Source organism: Cohnella caldifontis (genome assembly GCF_029360585.1).
Lineage (GTDB): Bacteria > Bacillota > Bacilli > Paenibacillales > Paenibacillaceae > Cohnella > Cohnella caldifontis.
In genome coordinates, this window is record NZ_JAQZSJ010000023.1 from 1 (window position 1) to 20,346 (window position 20,346).

A 20,346-nucleotide genomic window follows, 5' to 3' on the forward strand; every position below is an offset into this window, starting at 1 on the left:
CGCTTTATCGTCACCGCGCTAACGGCGACTTAAATAATATATCACAGTCGAATCGCCCGGCGCAACAACTACTTATTGGAAATTTCGTTTTGCCTTCACCGTTCGACTGCCGCCTTTTAGGCGCGAGATCAAATTTATCATAATTCCGCATGCCGAGTCAACGGCAATCTTTTGTTGAGTTGCCTATAAAAGAAAAACCCGTCACCATGCGGAACGGTTCACGATGACAAGATCCATTGCAAACCCGCGATCAGCCCGATTCCGGGAAGGCCCAGCAGCATGACCGCGCCTATGGTGGCTGGATTGAGCGGAATATACCAGCCGGTAATCCACCCCGAAAAGTTCAGCGCGTATATCGCCATGGCCGCGAGCACCAGATGGGTGCCGAACCGGGTGAACCATCCCGCGGGCAGTTTATGACGGATCAACATAAACGCCAGCCCGGCCGACGACAACGCCAGAACGGCCATCCATACCGTTTTCATCCGATTTTCCCCCGATTCTCCTCTTCGCGCGGTTCCACGCTCCACAGCGCTTTAGCCTTGCGCAGCAGCATGTCGAGCTTTTTCTCAGCGGCCTCCAGGGAGTAAATGGCATAATCGATATGGTCTTGTCCGAGCGCGTCGTGGAACCGCCACTGGGCGATGCTCAATTCCCGCTCTGCCTGCCGCACGTCATCCATCACCTCCATTCTTTCATTCGAAACGTGCTTAGAATGCGATGATTTGTTCCCGATCCGCACGGTAACTTCCCCTCCGTCCGTGGAAAGCGTATTGCCCGGTACACGACGGACAACCCACTACCATGTTTATACACGGATTTCGGAAACTAGAACCGGGGGGCTACGGACACAAAAAAACGCCCATAAAGGGCGTTCTTGACTCCCGATATCCTGTGAAGAAAAAACTCCTATCGAAGCCTTTCGAAGATGAGCGACCGCGTTAAGCGGAAGTTTTGCGCTTTATTCCTATAGCGGACTTAAACTTCCTATAACGTTCAAAAAAGCTCCTGTCTGCCCTCCAGCGCCTTGGACAGCGTGACTTCGTCCGCGTATTCCAAGTCCCCGCCGACGGGCAGGCCGCGGGCGATCCGGGTCACCTTGATCCCGAAAGGCTTGACGAGCCGCGACAAATACATCGCCGTCGCTTCCCCTTCGATCGTGGGGTTCGTCGCCAGAATCAATTCCTGGACGCGCTCGTCCCCTAACCGTTTTACCAGTTCGGTAATGCGGATGTCGTCGGGTCCGACCCCTTCCATAGGAGAAATGGCCCCATGGAGGACGTGATACTGCCCCGTGTATTCCCGGGTGCGCTCCATCGCCACAACGTCCTTAGGCTCTTGAACGGCGCAAATGACGGACATGTCACGCGTTTTGTCGGAGCAGATCCGGCATGGATCGGTATCGGTGATGTTGCAGCATACCGAGCAATAGGTCAGGTTGCGTTTGACGCTCACGAGAGCCTTGGCGAAATCGATGACCTCCTCCTCCTTCATGCGGAGTACGTAGAAGGCCAGCCGGGCGGCGGTCTTGGGACCGATCCCGGGAAGCCTGGAGAAGGCGTCGATCAGCTTGGCTATCGGTTCGGGGTAGAACAAAGATTTCGGCTCCTCTCCGATGTCAGAACAGGCCGGGGATTTTCATGCCGCCGGTGAATTTGCCCATGTCCTGGTTCGCCAATTCGTCCGCTTTGGAGATCGCGTCGTTGACGGCGGCCAGCACGAGATCCTGGAGCATCTCGACATCGTCGGGATCGACCGCTTCGGGCTTGATGACGATGTTGGTGACCTTCTTGTGCCCGTTCACGGTCACGGTCACCACTCCGCCGCCGGCGGAACCTTCGACCGTCTTGGTGCCAAGCTCTTCCTGAGCCTTCAGCATTTGCTCCTGCATTTTCTTCACTTGCTTCATCATTTGGTTCATGTTGTTCACGGTAATACATCCTCCTCAATCGTCTTTAATGACCACCAAATCTTCGCCGAACAAGCGCAGCGCTTCCTCGACCAGCGGCTCCCGCGCCGGCTCCGAACCGTCTTCGGGGAGCAGGCTCAGCTCCTCGCCCGCCGCGGCTTCCTCGCGGCTTCGCCCCGTATCCGCGGCCAGCGCCTCCTGCCATTCCTTCTGCATGACGGTCGCCAGAACGGCCGGCTGCCCCAGGACGGAAGCCAGCACGCCTTCGATCATCGCCTTGTTGGCGGGCTTCTCCGTCGTCTCCCGGTGAATCGTGTTCCGGAAGGCGACCAGCGCGGTCCCGTCCGCGAAAGCCGCGGGTTCGCCGTCCACCAGCCAAGCGTGGACCGTCACCCGCTCTTCTTTCACGCGCTGCAGAATCTGCGGCCACTTGGCCAGCAGCTCCTTGGACGCCGGGGCATCCTTGGCGGCCGAGAACGCGTCCAGCTTGACGCGGGTCCGGACCGCTGCGCGCGGCTGCTGCGAAGCGAAACCCGAGGAGGATCCCCGGCCGCCGCCGGATGCGGCAGCGCCGCTCCCGGAAGCTCCCGCTTGCACGCCGCCGCCCTTCAAAGCCGCCTCCAGTTTACGTTCCACTTCCGCCAAGCGAGCCTGAAGCTTCGCGGTTTCCGCGGCGTAAGAGGCGGAGACCGCGCCGGCCGGCTGAGCAGCCGCCTTCGGCGCTTCTCCTTCGGCGGACGCGGTGCACAGCTTAATCAGCGCGATTTCGAACATCGTCTGCGGATGGGCCGCGTATTTCATCTCCGTCTGATACCGGTTCAGCAGGTCGATGATGGAGAACAGCCGTTCACGCGAAAAGCCTTCCGCCAGCTTGCGCAGCTCCGCCGGATCGGCCACCCGGCCCGACGACCCGGCGGTCTCCGGGGCCAGCTGGGCCAGCAGCATGTCGCGGAAATAATGCATAAGCTGCTCGAGGCACTTGTCCGCGCTTTTTCCGGCCTTCATCATGTCGTCGATTTCCTGAAGAACGGCCGACACATCCCCGTCCCGCACAGCGGCGGCGAGGCGGGCGAACTGGTCGGAAGGAAGGCCGCCCGTCGCGTCGACCGCATGGCGGAGCGTGATCTCTCCTCCCGTAAACGCGGAAATCTGATCCAGCAAGCTGACCGCGTCCCGCATGCCGCCGTCGGACAGGCGGGCGATGTACGCCAGCGCCTCGTCCTCCGCGCGCATGCCTTCATGCCCGGAAATTTCCCGAAGCCGGGCGACCTGCTCTTCCAGCGGCACCCGGCGGAACTCGAATCTTTGGCACCGGGAAATGATCGTCGGGGGCAGCCGATGCGGCTCGGTCGTGGCCAGCACGAACATGACGTGTTCCGGAGGCTCCTCCAGCGTCTTGAGCAGCGCGTTGAACGCCTCCGTGGTCAGCATGTGGACCTCGTCGATAATATACACCTTGCGCCGGACTTCCGTCGGCGCGTATTTCACTTTGTCCCGAATGTCGCGGATTTCCTCCACGCCGCGGTTGGAGGCGGCGTCGATCTCGACGACGTCCATGACCGCCCCGGAGGTGATCCGGACGCAGGAGGGACATTCGTTGCACGGGTCCGGAGAAGGACCGTGCTCGCAGTTGACGGCCTTGGCCAATATTTTGGCGGCCGTCGTCTTGCCGGTGCCTCTCGGTCCGCTGAACAAATAGGCATGGGAAAGACGGTTTTCCCGTATCGCGTTCTGCAGCGTCTGCACGATATGCTGCTGTCCGACCATGTCCTGAAATGTCTGCGGACGCCAGGCCCGGTACAGCGCCAAATGGGCCATGTATCGTCGCTCCCGTCTGGTTTTGCCGTTTCACTCCATTATACAACATCGGAGGTCAAACCACGAATACGAAAAAAGCACCCGGCGCCATATCGCACGCGCCAAGGTGCTTCAATCTCCCTGCGGAGAATTCGTTGATTTCGATAAGGACCGTGCACCTGCCCCCGATCGTTGGAAACCAGTCGCACAAACCCTGCCGCTCGGGCGGGGCACTCCTCCAGCACAAGAACGTCACCACTTACGGCTGCTTCCTTCCGGACCTGACCGGGTTCATGGCCGTTCCTCGCGGAGGACCCTGCCTTCAACACGACAGAAGCTTGCCGATTCCTGCATCCCAAGACCTCAGACAGGAATTCAACCTCGCTGGAGCGGATTGCGAGTTACAGGGCACCGCTACCTCCCCGTCTAGCACGGCACAGATAAGTATAACGAATCGCCGCTCGATGTGCAACCGAAGGGAACAGTTCCCTCCGGTCACCTCGTCGAAGTCACGTGGATCGTGTACCGGGGAAAATTGAACCGCAGAACGGAAGCGGTCTGCCGCTCAACGGTCGAGATCCGGCGCGGATCCCAATCGGGCCGGATTTTCACCGTCACGTACGCTTCGGCGCCGTTGAACGTGATGTTCGAACCCGCCACGCCCGGCACGTCGCGGATCGCGTCCCGCATCATGTTGGCGTCGTTCACGTAGTTCAAGGTCATGTGGCGGCCCGGAATCTTCGGATAGCTGTTGGTCGTTCCCAGAAATCCGTCGTCGCTGTAGCCTTGCGCTTGCGTTCGCCCGTTCGTCCCGCCTGCCGCGTTGCCGGCTCCGTTATTCGCGCCGCAAGCCGCAGTCAAAACGATGGCCGCCACGCACGCGAGCGCTTGGATGAGCTTTGCCGGGGTCAATCGAATCCGCATGAAAAAAACCTCCCTTTATCCGCTAGGATGCGAAGGGAGGTTTATCTCTATACGCCGGGATCCGTTCCCGAGGAAACCGGATCTTCATGACGACCGGGCGCGCCTTTCGGCGCTAACCGCGGTTCGCATGCATCCAGTCAGGCGCACCGGCAGGTGCTTGCCTGATTCGGATCTTACAGGCCGTATTTCTTCTTGAACTTGTCAACGCGTCCGCCGGCATCAATGAATTTCTGTTTGCCGGTGAAGAACGGGTGGCAGTTGGAACAAATTTCGACGCGGAGATTCGAACGAATCGAACCCGTTTCGAACGTGTTGCCGCATGCGCAGGTAACCGTCGTCACATGATATTGCGGATGGATGGCTTCTTTCAAGGGGTTCACCTTCTTTCTGCCCTGGAGCAACAGTCGGCTCCAGAGTGTATTGACACATAAGGCTACTATAACACGCCTTCAGCTCAAAACACAACAACCAATTCGTTCAAACGAACGCCCGGCGAGTCGGGGGAACGTGCGTATACGAACCGATCGCGACGTCCGGCAATTCCCGCTTGCAAATGTCCAGCATCGCCTTCATGCCGTAGATCTCGCCCTGTGCCGGCGGAATCAGCGACAGGTAGGCGTCGGGATCGATGTTCAGGTTCCGCATCTGGATCAGCTTCAGCCCCGTTCGGCGCGCGAAACCGATCATCGCCTCGATCTCCTCTTCGCGGTCCGTCACGCCCGGCAAGACGAGGTAGTTGATCGAGGTGTATACGCCTTGGTCCGCCGCGTAACGAAGCGATTTCTCTACGTTTGCCAGCGTATAGCCGCGGGGCTTGTAATAGGCGTTGTAATGATCGTCGAGCGCGCTGATCGTGCTGACCCGCATCAAATCCAGGCCGGCGTCCGTGATCGCCCGGATATGGTCGGTCAGCCCGGCGTTCGTATTGATGTTGATGTAGCCGTCCTTCGTGACTGCGCGAACCCGCCGGATCGCTTCGATGATCGTCCGCGCTTGGGTGGAGGGCTCGCCTTCGCAGCCCTGGCCGAAGCTGATGATCGCGTCGGGCGCCGCTCGAAGATGCTCCAGCATGATCGCCGTGACGTCTTCCACGCTCGGCTTGAATTTCAGCCGCGTCTGCGGCGAGGGAAATCCGCTGTCGTCAGGCTGCTCGGATATGCAGCCGAAGCAGCCGGCGTTACAGGCGAACGAAACCGGCACCGCGCCTTCCAGCCGCCGCAGAAACGTATTCGAAGCCGTCAGGCACTCGTATTCCAGCGCGCAATTGGACAGATGCCGGTAAAGCTGGTTATCCGGATACGCCTTCAGCAGGCGGTCCACTTCGATTTCCAGTTCCTTGCGGTCGCAGTTCTCCGGATTCCAAGGCTCGGGGTCGTCCGTCGGATCGGCGGCGACATAAAAGCCGTCTTCCTTCCAAACCACCGCGGTATACCCGAATAGCGGAAACAGCTGCGACTTGTCCAATTTCAAGTATCCGGGCACATACAGCCGCGTGAACCCTTGAGGCAGCAAAGCCCCGACGGCCTGGTACCCTGCGGGCATCGCCTGCATTTCCCCGGTCTCCGGGTCCATGCCGATCGCCCGGGTGCCGGGCAGACCGACCAGCGTGGCGCCGGCCGGCAGCGGAATCAGCTCGTCTTCCAGCAGTTCGACGAGATCGCCCCCGCTGCGCGCGATTCCATGCCACTCCGGATGATCGAACACGTTGCCCTTCTCGTCTGCGTAAACCAAATGCATGGTGAAGCTCCTTTCCTCGCAGGCGCGGGAGAACCTTTAGGAAGAGGCGCCCCGCGCCGGCCTCCGCCCGCCGCCCCCGCCGGGCGAGGGGACGCCGGAGGTATCGAGCATATCGAGAAACTCCCGGTTGCTTTTCGTGTTGGCGAGCTTTTTAAGAAACTGCTCCACGTACTCCTGCGAATCGTTCATGTTTTTGCGGATGGCCCACAGCTTCTCCAGCTCTTCCTTGCCCAGAAGCAGTTCTTCGCGCCGAGTGCCCGAGCGCCGGATGTCGAGCGCCGGGAAAATCCGCCGTTCCGCCAACTTGCGGTCGAGGTGAAGCTCCATGTTGCCTGTGCCTTTGAATTCTTCGTAAATGATGTCGTCCATCCGCGAGCCCGTTTCCACGAGGGCCGTGGCCAGAATCGTCAAGCTCCCTCCTTCTTCCACGTTGCGAGCCGCGCCGAAGAAACGCTTCGGCCGGTGAAACGAAGCCGGATCGATCCCCCCTGACAGCGTTCTGCCGGAAGGCGGCACGACCAAGTTGTAAGCTCGCGCCAGCCGCGTGATGCTGTCCATCAGGATCACGACGTCCCGTTTGTGCTCGACGAGCCGGATGGCCCGCTCCAGTACGAGTTCGGCGACCTTGATGTGATGCTCCGGAACCTCGTCGAAGGTGGAAGCGACAACCTCGCCTTTGACCGAACGCTGCATGTCCGTTACTTCCTCTGGCCGCTCGTCGATCAGCAGGACGAACAAGTCGATGTCCGGACGGTTGGTCGAAATGCTGTTGGCGATTTCCTTGAGCAACAGCGTTTTGCCGGCTTTGGGAGGAGCGACGATCAGGCCGCGCTGGCCGAGACCTACGGGAGCCAAAAGATCGATGATGCGCGTGGACAATTTGGTAGGAGACGTTTCGAGCACAAGCTTCGATTGCGGATACAACGGGGTGAGCGCGGCGAAATGCAATCGTTCGGCGGCCGTTTCGGGCGGTTCGCCGTTAACGGCGTTGACTTGCAGCAAGCCGAAATACCGTTCGTTCTCCTTAGGCGCCCGGCATTTGCCGGATACGAGGTCGCCCGTCCTCAGGTCGAATTTGCGGATTTGCGACGCCGAGATGTAAATGTCTTCGGCGCTCGGCAAATAGTTGATCGGCCTTAGGAATCCGAAGCCTTCCTGCATGACGTCAAGAACGCCTTCCATGAACATGTGGCCGCTTCGTTCCGCCTGCGCCCGGAGGATGGCGATGATCAATTCCCTCTTCTTCATCTGCCCGTACGAGGCGATCTGGTGTTCCTTGGCGAGCTTATACAGCTCCGTGAGCTTAAGCCCCTCCAAGTCTGACATTTGGAAATCGGTCAATAGAATCCCTCTTTTGCTTACGAAATCGATCTTTCCCTAATAAACGTACCGTCTTGCCTTTTACCGTTGCCTTACCCTTGCCGCCACACTTCCGCGCCTAAGTTGCTCAGCTGCGTGACGAGTTTCTCGTAGCCGCGGTCGATGTACTCGACTCCGGTGATTTCCGTGGTGCCTTCTTCGACCGTGAGCCCCGCGACCACGAGCGCGGCTCCCGCGCGCAGATCCGCTGCGCGAACCTTGGCGGCGTTCAACCGGCCGCCTTCAATGATGGCGGAACGGCCTTCCACCCGGATTTGGGCGCCCATCCTTACCAGCTCCGGCACATGCTTGAAACGGTTGCTGTACACGTAATCGGTCAGGATGCTGACACCCGCCCCTTGCGTCAGCATGCTGGTCATCGGAGACTGGAGATCCGTCGCGAACCCCGGGTATACGAGAGCTTTGACGTCCACCGACTCATATTTCGGCTGCCCGACGACGCGGATGGCTTCGTCCATTTCGTACACGTGCACGCCCATCTCCTGAAGCTTGGCGGTCAGGGCCTCGAGATGTTTCGGGATGATGTTGTCGATCAGAACGTCGCCGCGGGTGGCCGCTGCGGCAATCATGTAGGTGCCCGCTTGGATCCGGTCCGGGATGATCGAATGCCGGCAGCCGTGCATTTCGCCGACCCCTTCGATTCGGATCGTTTCCGTTCCGGCTCCCTTGATCTTGGCCCCCATGGCGTTCAGCAGCGTGGCGACGTCGATGATTTCCGGCTCTTTCGCCGCGTTCTCGATGACCGTGGATCCTTTCGCGCGCGAAGCCGCCAGCATGATGTTGATCGTCGCGCCCACGCTGACCACGTCCAGGTAGATCTTGGCGCCGCGCAGCTCTTTCGCCCGGATCCGGATCGCCCCGGACTCGTTGGTGACTTCGGCTCCGAGCGCCTCGAAGCCCTTGATGTGCTGGTCGATCGGCCGGGGTTCGAAATTGCAGCCTCCCGGAAGGCCGATCACCGCCTCCCCGAAACGTCCGAGCAGCGCGCCCATCAAATAATAGGAAGCGCGAAGAAGCTTCACGCGGCCGTTCGGCATCGGCACGGACCGGATGGACGAAGGATCGATCGTCATCGCGTCATCCGTCCAGCTCACCCGGCATCCCAATTGCTCCAACAGTTCCGCGTAAACCGCCACGTCCGTGAGCTGGGGCAGGTTGTCCAGCCGTACTTCCGTTTCCGCCAGAATCGCGGCGGGAATGAGCGCGATCGCGCTGTTCTTCGCGCCGCTGATGCCGACCGTCCCTCTCAGCGGCCGACCTCCCCGTATCATAAGCTTCTCCATGACCGAAGGGTCCTCCTCAAGTTGTTCCGTGCCCATGAAGGAACGGGAAAACGCCGATTGGCGTTTTCCCGCTGCTGAAAATACCGCTCTATTTCATCTTAACCCGTCCGAACAGACGGAAAACATCGATGTTTGGCCGGACGGCTTAGGCTTACGCTTGGTTGCTGCTACCGAACAGACGGATTTTTTCCTTGACGACTTCCTTCATGGCGGTGCGGGCAGGCGTCAAGTATTTGCGGGGATCGTACACCTTGGCGTCTTTGCCGAGGACTTCGCGGATCGCGGCCGTGCAAGCGACCTGGTTCTCGGTGTTCACGTTGATTTTGCCGACGCCGGCTTGGATCGATTCGCGGATCATTTCGTCCGGTACGCCGGAGCCGCCGTGCAGCACGATCGGAACCGGGATTTTGGATACGACTGCGCGGATGATATCGTAGTGGATCTTGACTTCGCCTTTGTACATGCCGTGCGCGGTTCCGACGGCGATGGCCAGGGCATCGACGCCCGTTTCTTCGTAGAACCGGATCGCTTCCTCCGGCTTCGCCAGGGCAGCGTTGGCCTCGTCGACGCTGATGTCGTCTTCGACGCCGCCGATCGTGCCGAGCTCGCCTTCGACGGAGACGCCCATCGCGTGAGCGGCTTTGACGATTTCCTTCGTCAGCTTGATGTTCTCTTCATACGGATGGTGCGAGCCGTCGAACATGACGGAAGAGAATCCCGCGCGGATACAAGCCATCGCCACTTCGAACGAGCTCCCGTGGTCCAGGTGCAGCGCGATCGGAAGGCCCGATTTCTTGGCCGCCGCTTCCGCGATCGCGACCGTATACTCCATGCCCATGTATTTCAATGCGCCTTCGCTGACCCCGAAGATGAAGGGGGACTTCTCTTCGATCGCCGCGTCGGTGATCGCTTGGGCGAACTCCAGGTTGTTCATGTTGAACTGGCCGACGGCAAACTTGCCGGCTTTGGCTTTGGGCAAAAACTCGTTCATCGATACAAGTGGCATTTTACATGTTCCTCCTGCGAATTCAATTCTCGAATCCCTATCCGAATTTCATACTGAGGTATTATACCACAAAACCTGGACAAGAAAGAAGGTCTCACGACCCCGTGGCGATCCGGGACGCGGGACCTTCACCCATCTGCAGATTGACGGCCATTCTCATCTCGTCGATATCGAAAGGTTTGGTGAAGTGCATCAAAGCCCCTAAATCCGTGGCTTCCTTGATCATGTCGAGCTCGCCGTACGCGGTCATCATGATCACTTTGATGTCTAGGTTGATTTCCTTGATTTTCTTCAATATCTCAAGTCCGTCCATGCCGGGAATCTTCATGTCGAGCAGCACCAGGTCGGGCGCGTGGTTCTTCACGATCTCGAGCGCCGCCCGGCCGTTGGCGGCCTGGAACGTCTCGTACCCTTCCGTTGAAAACACTTCAAGCAGCAAAATCCGGATGCCTACTTGGTCGTCGACGATCAACAGTTTTTTCTTGTTCACCGTTCATCCCTCCATTGCTGAACCTGCCTTGTCCTTCCCGACATCGCGCATCCTTTCTATATTCGCGGTCCCCCGCGCGGATTCCTTCCTTTTCCATTTAAAAAAAATAACGTCCTGGAATTCCAGGACGTTAACGCTTCGACCAGATTCAGCCTTCCGAATGGGCGAGCGAGGCTTTGACGAATTCCCGGAACAACGGCTGCGGACGGTTCGGCCGGGAAGTGAATTCCGGATGGAATTGGACCGCCAGGAACCACGGATGGTCCGGCAGCTCCACCATTTCGACCAGGCGTCCATCCGGCGAGGTGCCGGAAATGCGCAAGCCGGCCGCTTCGATGCGGTCGCGGTATTCGTTGTTGAACTCGTAGCGGTGGCGGTGCCGCTCGTACACCAGCTCTTCCCCGTAGCACTCGGCCGCCAAGCTTCCCGGCGCGAGTTTGCAAGGGTACAGCCCCAGGCGCATCGTACCGCCCAGGTCTTCGATGTCCTTCTGCTCGGGCAGCAGGTCGATGACCGGATATGGCGTGGCGGGATGGATCTCGGAGCTGTTGGCGCCGTCCATTCCGCATACGCTGCGGGCGTACTCGACCACGGCGACCTGCATGCCGAGGCAGATGCCGAAGAACGGAATCCGGTTCTCCCGGGCATACCGGATGGCGGTCACCTTGCCTTCGATGCCGCGGTCGCCGAAGCCGCCGGGCACCAGAATGCCGGAGACGCCCTCGAGCAGATCCTTCACGTTATGCGGCGTGACGTCTTCCGCGTTCACCCAGCGGATTTTGATCTTCGACCCCGCGTGGATGCCGGCATGGCCCAGCGATTCCGCGATGGACAGGTACGCGTCATGCAGGGCGACGTATTTGCCGACGATCGCGATCTCCGTCGTCTTCTCCAGCGACTTGACCCGCCGCACGAGAGACTCCCACTCGGTCATATCCGGCGGACCCGCCTCCAGGCGGAGATGCTGCAGAACGTAATCGTCCAGCCCTTGCGCCCTCAGCATGAGAGGTACGTCGTACAGCGTATCGGCGTCGAGGCATTCGATCACGCCGTTAATGTCGATATCGCAGAAGAGGGCGAGTTTGCGCTTCATGTCGTCGGTTAAGGAATGCTCCGTCCGGCAAATGATCACGTTCGGCTGGATGCCGATGCTGCGGAGCTCCTTGACGCTGTGCTGGGTCGGCTTCGTCTTGACTTCGCCGGCCGCCTTGATATAGGGAATGAGCGTCACGTGGATATACATCACGTTCTCGCGGCCGATATCGCTTTTGATTTGGCGGATCGCTTCCAGGAACGGCAGGCTCTCGATGTCGCCGACCGTGCCGCCGATTTCCGTGATGACCACGTCGGAGCCGGCTTCCCGGCCCGCGCGGAAGACGCGCTCCTTGATTTCGTTCGTAATGTGCGGAATGACCTGAACGGTCCCTCCGAGGTATTCCCCCCGGCGTTCCTTGCTGATGACGGTGGAGTAAATTTTGCCAGTCGTCACGCTGCTGTTCTTCGTCAGGTTGATGTCGATGAACCGTTCGTAATGCCCCAAATCGAGATCCGTCTCGGCCCCGTCGTCCGTGACGAACACTTCTCCGTGCTGATACGGGCTCATCGTGCCCGGATCCACGTTAATGTAGGGATCGAATTTCTGAATCGTCACCTTCAAGCCGCGGTTCTTCAGAAGCCGGCCCAGCGACGCTGCGGTAATCCCTTTGCCGAGCGACGACACGACGCCGCCGGTCACGAAAATGTACTTGGTCACGCTCGCCTAAACCTCCCACCACATGCCGCTTTGGCATTATCTTATCATTGCCCAGTTCTCCGAATCCGCCATCCGTCAGAACCAAGAAAAAACAAAAAAGTGACACCCAATAAATGGGGGCACTTTTTTCAAATATTCCCTATGAACATACTCGGTTCAAAAGCCCAAGCATAAGTTTACCGTCTGTCCTGGGCAGTGTCAAGCCAAAAACCGAAGGCCGGCTCCGCGATCCGCCGCGCGGCCCGCGAAGCCGGAATTTCCTTTAATCTTCGTCCTCTTCGTCAGCCAGATCTTCATCCTCGTCCGAATCGGCGAGATCTTCGTCTTCGCCTTCGGCATCCTCTTCGTCCACGAGTTCCTCGTCCAGCACGGCGTCTTCCTCGTCATCGAGCACGACTTCTTCGTCCACTTCGGCGGTTTCTTCGCCTTCGTCGAAGATTTCCTCGCGGTCTTCGTCGAACAGGTCGAAATTCTCGTCGTCCGTCGTAAAGGTATCCTCTTCTTCCTCGCCGTACAGATCCTCGTCTTCATCGTCGTCGTCGTTAATGATATGGGGCCGCTTGCCGCCTCCGGCAACGCCGTCGGTATCGCGTTCCACGGGATACCAGCGTTTGAGACCCCACACGTTGCCGCCTACGCAGGCAAACCGGCCGTCGATGTTGATCTCGGTATACAGCTGGGCAATCACTTCATTGATCTGTTCTTCGGTGAAACCGCGAAGCTTCGCGACTTCATTCATCAGATCGCGGTAATAAAACGGGGTGTTGGCCGCCTTCAGCACTTCGAAGGCAAGGTCGACCATCGGCATTTCCCGGATCTTCTCGGAGTCGAGCTTCAATGCATACTCGGCCACGTTTTCCCATCCTCTCTGTATGTAAACCGTCCATGAGCTGGCGCCTGAATGTCAACTTATAGTAAACCTTATTTCTCGTAAAATTGCAAGCTGAGCGGGCGTTCAGGGCACGCCCCGTTCGCAAAGGCGAAAAGCGAAGACATCGTCCTTCTCAGGCGGCATCTTCGCTTTTCGACTGTATCCCCCCGGCCGCTCCGCGGACGGAAGGACCGGTATGGCCGAGAGTCTCCGGCTCGAAACTCTCCCTTCAGAGTATGCCCCCGCAGGTGAATTGACACGGAGCGATGCCCATTTCTCCCCAAAAAAGGCCGCTTCCCAAGCCGTCCATCCGGCATCTTCATACGATAGGGAAGCACTTCGCGGGAGGGGACCGTCATGAACGCGAACGGATTACTGGATTGGCTGCACTATTCCCTAACCGAAGGCGGAGCGCGCGGCCGGAAAACCATCCTGCGGTTCTCCGATCCCGGAGATTATCGGCAAATCTTGAAAGTGCTTGAACGGATGCGGCCCCGCAGGGCAGGGGCCGGGACCGGAAGCATTCGGCGCCTCGGTCTCATCCGCGGCATTTCGTGCCCCTCGCCTCCCCCGTCGATCGCGCGCGATTGGAACGACAAAATCCGATGCGAAGAAGACGAAACGATCCGGATCGACGCCTTGTCGAGAGGCTCCGTCTCGATCGATCAAGGGATCCCTTGGGGCGTCCGGCACATTCAGGCTCCCGAGGCGTGGAACCGGACGACCGGACTGGGCGTGCGGATTGGGGTGATCGATACCGGGGTCGATTTCCGGCATCCCGACTTGCGCTATTCCGTCGAGCGGGGAATCAACCTGATCTACCGCACCCTTCCTCCGCAGGACGACAACGGACACGGCACCCACATCGCCGGCACGATCGCGGCCGCCAACCGGATGGAAGGCATGATCGGCGTCGCGCCCCGGGCTTCCGTCCATCCGGTGAAAGCCTTCGATTACGGGGGCACGGCCTATGTATCGGACATCATCTTGGGCCTCGACTGGTGCGTCCGCAACCGAATGCATATCGTCAACATGAGCTTCGGCATGCAAAACCGCAGCCGATCCTTGCTGCAGGCGGTCGCAGCCGCCAATCAGGCCGGCGTCGTCGTCGTGGCGTCATCCGGCAACGACGGGCGCAGCAGCGGCATCGATTACCCCGCCCGGTACGGGAACACGATCGCCGTCGGCGCGACCAACGAGCTGGGACGCGTCGCTTCGTTCACCAACCGCAGCGGGCTCATCGATATTTACGCGCCCGGCGACAAGATCGTCTCCGCATGGGTAGGCAGCAAGTACCGGGAAATGAGCGGCACCTCCATGGCGACCTCCCACGTCAGCGGAGCGATCGCCCTGCTGCTGGCGTTGAAGCCGGGGCTTACGCCGCAGCAGATCAAAGAAATCATCCAGCGATCCGGCAAACCCCTGAAAGGCGCGAAAGCTCCCCGGGCGGCCGGGGAGCTGAACGTGATCCGATTGCTGAAAGCGGCGGACATCCGAAAATAGCGTTCGCGGCTTCCGTTAAATGGGTTACATCCGCTCCGGTGCGGAGACGCCGACCATCTTCAGGCAGTTCGCGAGAACGATCCGAAGCGCCGCGAGCAGCTGCAGGCGGGCCTGGCTCTGCTCCGCGTCCTCGGTGATGACGCGTTCCGCCCGGTAATAGCTGTGGAACAGCGAAGCCAGTTCGTAGACGTACCGGATCATCGCATGCGGGGCGAAACTCCTCGCCGCGTCGGCGACGATTTCGGGCAGCTCGCCCATCTTGCGCAGCAGGCCGTACTCTTGCTCCGCGGTCAATCGGTGCAGCGGAGCTTCTTCCCACGGGAGCAGCGCGATGCCTTGTTCCTCCGCTTGGCGGAAAATGCTGCAAATTCTCGCATGGGCATATTGGACGTAGTAGACAGGGTTTTCGTTCGACGTCGACACCGCCAGATCCATGTCGAAGTCCAGGTGCGAGTCCATGCTCCGCATGGTGAAGAAGTAGCGGATCGCATCCACGCCGACTTCGTCCATCAAGTCTTCCATCGTGACGGCTTTGCCCGTCCGTTTGGACATTTTGACTTTCTCGCCGTTCTGGAACAAGCTGACCATCTGCGCGATCAGGACGGTGAGCTTCGACGGATCGTTGCCCAAAGCCGCCATGGCCGCTTTCATCCGGGGGATGTACCCATGGTGGTCGGCTCCCCAGATGTTGATCATCCGATCGTAGCCTCGGCCGTACTTATCCATATGGTAGGCGATGTCGGGCGTCAAATAGGTATAGGAACCGTCGCTCTTCACGAGCACGCGGTCTTTGTCGTCTCCGTAGGGCGTGGTGGACAACCATATGGCCCCGTCCTGCTCGTAGACTTGGCCTTTGGCGCGGAGGGCGTCCAGCGCGGCCGTCACCTTGCCGGTCTCGTAAAGCGATGTCTCGCTGTACCATACGTCGAAGCGGACGCCGAAGCGCTCCAAGTCCCGCTTCAGCTTATCGAGCTCCCGTTCCAGCCCGTAGCTGCGGAAGAACGCGAGCCGCTCCTCTTCGGGCAGCGCCAGCAGACGGTCGCCTTCGCGTTCCGCCAGCTCCCGGGCGAAGCCGACGATGTCTTCGCCGTGGTAGCCGTCCTCCGGCATCTCGGCCTGTTGGCCCAGCGCTTGGCGATACCGCGCCTCGATCGACTTGGCCAGGTTCGCTACCTGGTTGCCGGCATCGTTGATGTAATATTCGCGGGTCACCTCGTAACCGGCGTATTCCAGCAAATTGCACAACGCGTCGCCGACCGCGGCACCGCGGGCGTGCCCCAGATGCAGGCTTCCCGTCGGATTCGCGCTGACGAATTCGACTTGGATTTTCTGCCCGTGCCCCGCTTCGACGGAACCGTAACGGTTCCCTTGGGTCCGTACGTCGCCGATGACCGGGTGCAGGAAACTTTTATCCAGTCGGAAATTGATGAATCCGGGGCCGGCGATCTCCGCGGATTCGATCCAGGCGCGGCTTTTGTCGAGATGCTCCAGGATGAGCTCCGCGATCTGGCGCGGATTGCGCTTGGCGATTTTGGTCAATTGCATGGCCAGGTTCGTGGCCAGGTCGCCGTGCGCCTTGTCCTTGGGCACCTCCAGCACGATGGCCGGCAGCTCGTCGCGGCTGTCCGCCAGTCCGGCCCCCAGCACCGCGTCGGACAGTGCGTTCGACATGACGGTATGAAGCTTCTCCAAAACGTTCATTTCGCAACTTCCTCCCGAATTTCCAGCCTGACCGAACAGCGTTCCGTTTGCCGATCCGCCGTTCTCCAGTCGTATTCCCACTCCACGCTGCCCCCGCCCGGCAGCAAGTCCATTTCGATGCGGGTCGTGTAAGCCTCCGCCCGGAGCGTCCCGTAGCGGGTGCCGATCGTTCCCGCCTTCCATTCCCCTACGCGGAACACTTGATCCTGGGCGATTTCCCCTTTGCGGTTCATCCGGATCTCGTCTTCCCGCAGGATCAGCATCATTTCCGAAGCAGGGCTGTCGTCTTGAGGCGCGTCGGCCGTCCTGCCCGTCTCCTGCAATCGGCAAGTCAGAGCCCATCCGTGAAGCAAGCGATGCAGCTGCCCCGCGGCGGCCAGCTCCACCGCCCCGCCGTCCCGCCGGATGCGCAGGGAGGCGGACACGCGCGCGGCGTCCGGCATGCGGCTCCCTCCCGTCTTCAGCGGTTCCTTCATTTAATATTACTACTATATACAGAACGGCGGGGCAATTCAATGAGGGAACAGACAGGCCGCATCTACGCGAATCCAGGCTCGCGGGCAGGCGCCGACCGGGGGCCACCCGCGCCAGTCTGCGCTTCGGCGGCGCGCAAGCCCAAATGGCGGCTTTGGCAAGGAGTCAAATAGGGTTGCAGGGACGGATGCGGCTCGCTCCCGATCCGATGGACGCCCGATTGAATGCGTGCCTCCGACGTTATGGGAACGGTTTCCCCCGGTCTCTTCTCCTCGTCATCCTGCCGCGCTCCTTATCCGTCCGTCCGGAAAAAGAAAAGGCCCGCGTCCGATCGACCGGACAAGGGCCTTTGTCACGCGCACCTGCGCCTTACTTCGTCAAATCCTCCACGAACTTCGGCAGCACGAACGCGGCTTTGTGCAGGCGGGGCGAGTAGTATTTCGTGTCGAGCTCCGGAATGGCGCTCTCGTCGACGGCCAGCGGATCGTGTTTCTTGCTGCCCATCGTGAACGTCCACAGTCCGCTCGGATAGGTGGGCACGTTCGCCGCGTACACCCGAACGAGCGGGAACACTTCCTTCACGTCGCGGTTCACGCTTTGGATCAAATCCGCTTTGAACCAGGGATTGTCGGTCTGGGCGACGAACAGTCCGTCTTCCTTGAGCGATTCGTAGATCCCCTGATAGAAGCCGCGCGTGAACAGGTTCACCGCCGGGCCGACCGGCTCCGTCGTGTCCGCGAGGATGACGTCGTACGCGTTCTTGTGGTCGTGGATATGCATGAAGCCGTCGTTCACCAGCACTTCGACGCGGGGATCGTCCAGCTTCCCGGCGATTTCCGGCAAATATTTCTTCGAATATTCGATGACTTTGCCGTCGATGTCGACGAGCACGGCCTTCTTCACCTGGGGATGCTTCAGCACTTCCCGGATGACGCCGCCGTCGCCGCCGCCTACCACGAGCACGTGCTCGGGATTCGGATGGGTGAACAGCGGCACGTGGGCCACCATTTCGTGGTAGACGAATTCGTCCTTGATCGTCGTCATGACCATGCCGTCAAGAACGAGCATGTTGCCCCACTCTTCCGTCTCGATCATCGCGAGCTCTTGGAAATCGGTCTGTTCGTGGACCATCGTTTGCTTGATTTTCATCGTGATGCCGTAATTTTCGGTCTGCTTCTCGGTGAACCACAATTCCATGGAAGACATGGGAGACCCCCCTCTTTCCTAGGTAAATGCCGACAATCCGGAACAAATTGTATTATAGGCCATTACCCGCGAAAATCAAAGCAACCCGGCGGCGTAAGCCGGCAGGCTCTCACGGTCGGGGAATCACGCTCCGTCCGAATCGAACGGCGCGCCTCCCGAATAGCCTTCGTCCCCCTTCTCCATACTAGGAGGAAAATGATGCCGATGGAGGAAGGAGGCGGGCCGTTTGGAATCGCGACATAAGCCGAAACCGGGACCGGAAGGGGGCGGACCGCTTCGCCGCCGGCTGGCTTGGTTCACGCTGTTCTGCCTGGTCTTCGCGGCGGGCGGAAGCTTCGTCCTGCATCGCTTCGGATCGCTGCCTGCCGGCGCCGTTCCGCAGTCCACGCAAATCCTGGACGCCGAGGGCAATGTCATCGCCAGCATGATGGGCGGCGTCAACCGGCACCCCGTGAAGCTCGGCGAGATTTCCCCTTGGCTGATCAAAGCCACTTTGGCCGTCGAGGACCGGCGATTCTACGAGCATTCCGGCTTCGATGTCCGAGGGCTGGCCCGCGCGGCATGGGTCGACGTGCGACACCTGGAGAAACGGGAAGGCGCCAGCACGCTCACCCAACAGCTCGCCCGCAACCTCTACCTGGACCATCAGAGAACGTGGACGAGAAAGCTGAAAGAAGCGTGGTACGCCGCCCGATTGGAGCAGACCTACGGCAAGAACGAAATCCTGCAAATGTATTTGAATCAAATCTATTACGGCCATGGAGCCTACGGGGCCGAAGCCGCCGCCCGGCTGTATTTCGGCAAGTCCGCGAAATCGCTGACGCTGGCGGAGAGCGCGCTGCTGGCCGGCATCCCGAAGGGTCCCCGTTACTACTCGCCCCATCTCCATCCGGCGGATGCGGAAGCCCGCAGGCGCACGGTGCTGCAGGCGATGCTGGATGACGGTGCGATTAACGAGCGGCAAGCCGAACAAGCCAAACGGCAAAAACCCGCCGTGCAGCCCCTGCCCGAAGAGCCGGACCGCACGGCGCCCTATTTCACGGATTACGTGAAACGGATCGCCGTCGAACGTCTCGGCATCGACGAGCGCCTGCTGAACGACGGCGGCCTCGTCATCAAGACGACTCTCGACTTGCGCATGCAGAAAGCCGCCGAAGAAGCCGTCAAGAAAGGGCTGCCCGGCGATTCCAAGCTCCAGGCCGCCTTGATCGCGATGGATCCCCGCAACGGCTATATCAAGGCGATGGTCGGCGGCAGAAGCTATAAAATGAACCAGTACAACCGCGTTTTCGCGACCACGCGGCAGCCGGGATCGTCCTTCAAGCCGATTCTGTACGCCGCCGCTTTGGAGAACCATGTCGTCACGCCGTCCACCCGCTTCCGCAGCGAGCCGACGATTTTCTATTACGACAACAACCGGGAGATCTATCGGCCCAGCAACTACAACGATCGTTATTTTCACGAGGAAATCGGCCTCCGGCAGGCGATCGCGGCTTCCGACAACATATACGCGGTCAATACGATCATGCAGACGGGGCCGGAAGCCGTCATGGACATGGCCCGCCGGCTCGGCATCACCGCCAAGCTCAAGGCCGTGCCTTCCCTCGCGCTCGGCGCTTATCCGGTCAGCCCGTTCGAAATGGCGCGGGCCTATTCCGTATTCGCGGCCGGAGGCACCCGCGCCGATCCGCTCGCCATCCTGCGGATCGAGGACCGAAGCGGCAACGTGCTGTACGAAGCCCGCCCGCGCACCGCGCAGGTCCTTCCGCCCGCCGTCGCCTACGTAACGACGCGCTTGCTGGAGAGCGTGTTCGAATCGGGCGGAACCGCGCACCGGGTAGCCGGACTGCTGCACCGTCCGGTCGCCGGCAAGACCGGGACGACCGATTCCGACGCCTGGTTCGTCGGCTATACGCCGGAGCTGACCGCCGCGGTCTGGGTCGGGTACGACCGCGGACGCGCCATCCGTTCGAGCGAAGCCCACCGGGCCGCGCCGATATTCGCGAACTTCGCCGAAGCCGCGCTGAAGGACCATGCGCCCGCGGAATTCCGGATGCCGGAGGGCGTCGTCAGCATCTTCGTGGATCCGCGGAGCGGCATGCGGGCCGCCCCTGGCTGTCCGAAGCCGGTGCTCGAGACGTTCCTCGCCGGGACCGAGCCGACGGAATTCTGCCCGCTCCACGGTTTGCCGGAAGAGAAGAAACCGGAACCTGCCGGCGGCGGCGGCTGGTGGAAGAAGTTTAAGCGTTGGTGGGGCGGGTAAACGAAAAGAGCCGGATCCGACGGATTGCGGATCCGGCCCGTTATTCGGT

Annotated in this window: 19 protein-coding genes and 1 other RNA gene; 2 read left to right on the forward strand and 18 right to left on the reverse strand. The window is 60.2% G+C overall.

Annotation, left to right across the window (positions count from 1 at the left end; all coding sequences use genetic code 11):
* Window positions 1-218: 218 nt before the first annotated feature.
* The 15 genes from PTZ19_RS22265 to rpoE all read right to left on the reverse strand — a co-directional run bounded on the left by PTZ19_RS22265 (window position 219) and on the right by rpoE (window position 13,087).
* A complete protein-coding gene (locus PTZ19_RS22265; protein WP_276357842.1) occupies window positions 219-485 on the reverse strand; it encodes a pro-sigmaK processing inhibitor BofA family protein in 267 nt (88 codons plus the stop codon).
* A complete protein-coding gene (locus PTZ19_RS22270) occupies window positions 482-682 on the reverse strand; it encodes a hypothetical protein (RefSeq protein WP_422615032.1) in 201 nt (66 codons plus the stop codon). The genes PTZ19_RS22265 and PTZ19_RS22270 overlap by 4 nt, the downstream gene beginning before the upstream one ends.
* A 314-nt stretch (window positions 683-996) precedes the next feature.
* Entirely contained in the window at window positions 997-1,596 is a 600-nt protein-coding gene (gene recR / locus PTZ19_RS22275) for a recombination mediator RecR (RefSeq protein WP_276357844.1), read from the reverse strand.
* A 22-nt stretch (window positions 1,597-1,618) separates the two neighbouring features.
* Window positions 1,619-1,930 carry a YbaB/EbfC family nucleoid-associated protein gene (locus tag PTZ19_RS22280; protein WP_276357845.1) on the reverse strand — a complete coding sequence of 104 codons (312 nt, stop codon included), beginning with the start codon at window positions 1,928-1,930 and terminating at the stop codon, window positions 1,619-1,621.
* A gap of 15 nt (window positions 1,931-1,945) precedes the next feature.
* A complete protein-coding gene (dnaX, locus tag PTZ19_RS22285; RefSeq protein ID WP_276357846.1) occupies window positions 1,946-3,727 on the reverse strand; it encodes a DNA polymerase III subunit gamma/tau in 1,782 nt (593 codons plus the stop codon).
* Between the two features lie 150 nt (window positions 3,728-3,877).
* An RNA gene (ffs, locus tag PTZ19_RS22290) (signal recognition particle sRNA large type) lies at window positions 3,878-4,141 on the reverse strand.
* 60 nt (window positions 4,142-4,201) lie between these two features.
* Window positions 4,202-4,630: a hypothetical protein gene (locus PTZ19_RS22295; RefSeq protein ID WP_276357847.1), complete on the reverse strand. Its 429-nt coding sequence runs from the start codon at window positions 4,628-4,630 to the stop codon at window positions 4,202-4,204.
* Between the two features lie 173 nt (window positions 4,631-4,803).
* Entirely contained in the window at window positions 4,804-5,001 is a 198-nt protein-coding gene (gene rpmE, locus PTZ19_RS22300; protein WP_276357848.1) for a 50S ribosomal protein L31, read from the reverse strand.
* Between the two features lie 106 nt (window positions 5,002-5,107).
* Window positions 5,108-6,367, reverse strand: a complete 1,260-nt coding sequence (locus PTZ19_RS22305) for a radical SAM family protein (RefSeq protein WP_276357849.1) — start codon at window positions 6,365-6,367, stop codon at window positions 5,108-5,110.
* Window positions 6,368-6,403: 36 nt separating this feature from the next.
* The gene (gene rho, locus PTZ19_RS22310; RefSeq protein ID WP_276357899.1) at window positions 6,404-7,693 is read right to left on the reverse strand and encodes a transcription termination factor Rho; all 1,290 of its coding nucleotides are present in this window, start codon (window positions 7,691-7,693) and stop codon (window positions 6,404-6,406) included.
* 86 nt (window positions 7,694-7,779) lie between these two features.
* Window positions 7,780-9,030, reverse strand: a complete 1,251-nt coding sequence (locus PTZ19_RS22315; RefSeq protein WP_276357850.1) for a UDP-N-acetylglucosamine 1-carboxyvinyltransferase — start codon at window positions 9,028-9,030, stop codon at window positions 7,780-7,782.
* Between the two features lie 151 nt (window positions 9,031-9,181).
* Complete coding sequence (gene fba / locus PTZ19_RS22320) at window positions 9,182-10,036, reverse strand: class II fructose-1,6-bisphosphate aldolase (RefSeq protein ID WP_276357851.1); 855 nt, start codon at window positions 10,034-10,036, stop codon at window positions 9,182-9,184.
* 94 nt (window positions 10,037-10,130) lie between these two features.
* Window positions 10,131-10,526 carry a response regulator gene (locus PTZ19_RS22325; protein ID WP_276357852.1) on the reverse strand — a complete coding sequence of 132 codons (396 nt, stop codon included), beginning with the start codon at window positions 10,524-10,526 and terminating at the stop codon, window positions 10,131-10,133.
* A gap of 148 nt (window positions 10,527-10,674) precedes the next feature.
* Window positions 10,675-12,279: a CTP synthase gene (locus PTZ19_RS22330; RefSeq protein ID WP_276357853.1), complete on the reverse strand. Its 1,605-nt coding sequence runs from the start codon at window positions 12,277-12,279 to the stop codon at window positions 10,675-10,677.
* Between the two features lie 262 nt (window positions 12,280-12,541).
* Complete coding sequence (rpoE, locus tag PTZ19_RS22335; RefSeq protein ID WP_276357900.1) at window positions 12,542-13,087, reverse strand: DNA-directed RNA polymerase subunit delta; 546 nt, start codon at window positions 13,085-13,087, stop codon at window positions 12,542-12,544.
* Between the two features lie 420 nt (window positions 13,088-13,507).
* Here rpoE and PTZ19_RS22340 point away from each other — a divergent pair, with 420 nt between their 5' ends.
* The gene (locus tag PTZ19_RS22340) at window positions 13,508-14,653 is read left to right on the forward strand and encodes a S8 family peptidase (protein ID WP_276357854.1); all 1,146 of its coding nucleotides are present in this window, start codon (window positions 13,508-13,510) and stop codon (window positions 14,651-14,653) included.
* A gap of 24 nt (window positions 14,654-14,677) precedes the next feature.
* On the opposite strand, the gene argS is transcribed toward PTZ19_RS22340, so the two are convergent.
* From argS to speE, 3 genes are all read right to left on the reverse strand, one after another.
* Complete coding sequence (argS, locus tag PTZ19_RS22345) at window positions 14,678-16,354, reverse strand: arginine--tRNA ligase (protein WP_276357855.1); 1,677 nt, start codon at window positions 16,352-16,354, stop codon at window positions 14,678-14,680.
* Window positions 16,351-16,797 (reverse strand): DUF1934 domain-containing protein, encoded by a 447-nt coding sequence (locus PTZ19_RS22350; RefSeq protein WP_276357856.1) that lies wholly within the window; start codon window positions 16,795-16,797, stop codon window positions 16,351-16,353. The genes argS and PTZ19_RS22350 overlap by 4 nt, the downstream gene beginning before the upstream one ends.
* A 400-nt stretch (window positions 16,798-17,197) precedes the next feature.
* Window positions 17,198-18,025, reverse strand: a complete 828-nt coding sequence (speE, locus tag PTZ19_RS22355) for a polyamine aminopropyltransferase (protein WP_276357901.1) — start codon at window positions 18,023-18,025, stop codon at window positions 17,198-17,200.
* A 235-nt stretch (window positions 18,026-18,260) separates the two neighbouring features.
* On the opposite strand from speE, the gene PTZ19_RS22360 reads away from it, so the two are divergent.
* Window positions 18,261-20,297: a transglycosylase domain-containing protein gene (locus PTZ19_RS22360; RefSeq protein WP_276357857.1), complete on the forward strand. Its 2,037-nt coding sequence runs from the start codon at window positions 18,261-18,263 to the stop codon at window positions 20,295-20,297.
* The last annotated feature ends 49 nt before the right edge of the window (window positions 20,298-20,346 follow it).